The sequence below is a fragment of the Viridibacillus soli genome (assembly GCF_016612995.1).
Lineage (GTDB): Bacteria > Bacillota > Bacilli > Bacillales_A > Planococcaceae > Viridibacillus > Viridibacillus soli.
Map to the genome: position 1 here is coordinate 1 of NZ_JAEOAH010000049.1, position 1,147 is coordinate 1,147.

The window sequence follows — 1,147 nt, forward strand, 5'->3', positions numbered from 1 at the left end:
TTAAACAAACGTGTTTGTTTGGGTGACTGGCACTAATTGCTCACTCCTTTTTTAGAAATTTATCCTGTTATAAAAATCCTAACGACCGGAAAAATTAGGAGCTAGATCGGTTGATTCAGAGTCTCTTTTTCATGAACCACTTATATATAACAAATGTAAAAGAGCTCTGTGTAATGACACAAAGCCCTTTCATTTTCTATCGTATTATACTTATTTCTTAACAGTGACCATTCTCGCTTTACTTACATTACCTGCCTTGTCTTTTGAATATATCGATAACTTCGTATTGGCTTTCTGTTTTTTAATCCCTACTGAGAAAGTACCTTTCTTACTTACAGTACTTGACCCAATAACTTTGTTACCTGCTTTCACATAGACTTTAGAGTCGGCTTCTGCTGTCCCTGTTACCTTAGTAGATATCGCATTAATAGTCTTTACTAAAGGTGTTTTAGGTGCGGTTTTGTCTATTACGGTGATTTTTTTAGAAATACTAGTATTACCAGAATTATCTGTGGCCATCACAGTTAATATACTGCCTGCTCTTTGAGTATTGATTTGGATTGAGAATTCACCTTGTTTGTCCGCATATCCTGTACCAATAGCTTTCTCTCCTACTTTGATAATTACTTTTGCTTCTGCTTCCGTTGTCCCATTTACTTTACGATCTTTGTCAGTAACTTTTTTGACAACGGGTGTAGTTGGGGGTGTTTTATCCGTTACTGTAATCTTTGTTTCTGAACTCACTTTATCAGAAGCACTTGCAGTTACATAAAGAGTTGTTCCTGCCTTAATCTTCTCATTTAATGAAATAGAAAAAGTACCGTCAGCTTTAGTAACTGTTTCCTCGTAGAATTTATTTTTATCAGTTACTTTTACTTTTGTACCTACATCTGCGGTACCAATAATTTCAATACTTTCAGATGTTACTATATTAACTTCTGGCGCATGTGGAGTCACCGTTGGATCTGGTTTTGGTGTTGGATCCAAAGGAATTGTTGGAATTGGATCTGGTTTTGGTGTTGGAACCACAGGAATTGTTGGATTCGGATCTGGTTTACTTGGATCTGGTTTGCTCGGATCCGGTTTGCTTGGATCTGGTTTGCTCGGATCTGGTTTGCTCGGATCTGGTTTGCTCGGATCTGGTTTG

The 1,147-nt window shown here is 37.2% G+C and carries 1 protein-coding gene; it reads right to left on the reverse strand.

Annotated features, from left to right (window positions below; genetic code table 11):
- Positions 1–210 precede the first annotated feature (210 nt).
- On the reverse strand, positions 211–1,147 hold a 937-nt coding region (locus tag JFL43_RS20195), incomplete at its 5' end, for an Ig-like domain-containing protein (RefSeq protein WP_234447926.1).